Consider the following 247-nt stretch of genomic DNA (forward strand, 5'->3'; position numbering starts at 1 on the left):
CTCACTGGCGGGCCGCATCTGCGCACCGGTCTGGACACCGCCGTAGCCGTAGACCGGGATGGTGGTGATGTCGTTCTCCGTAGTCTGGCCGAGGTGGCCGAGGCCGTCGTAGACGCCGGTCGAGGCTGCGGGTGCGGGCAGGGTGGTGTCCGCGAAGACGCTGCTCGATGCGACGGGGCGTCCGGCGAGGTCGAGGGTCCGGGTGGTAGTGGCGCGGGCGTCCTTGATGCCGGTGGCACCGGCGGGG

1 protein-coding gene is annotated in these 247 nt (G+C 72.1%); it reads right to left on the reverse strand.

The window, feature by feature from the left end; translation table 11 throughout:
• Nucleotides 1–247 (reverse strand): hypothetical protein (locus AA75_RS51160; RefSeq protein WP_199520494.1); only part of this gene is annotated, 247 nt, incomplete at both ends.

The sequence above is a fragment of the Kitasatospora sp. MBT63 genome (assembly GCF_000710465.2).
In the GTDB taxonomy this organism is placed as follows: Bacteria; Actinomycetota; Actinomycetes; order Streptomycetales; family Streptomycetaceae; genus Kitasatospora.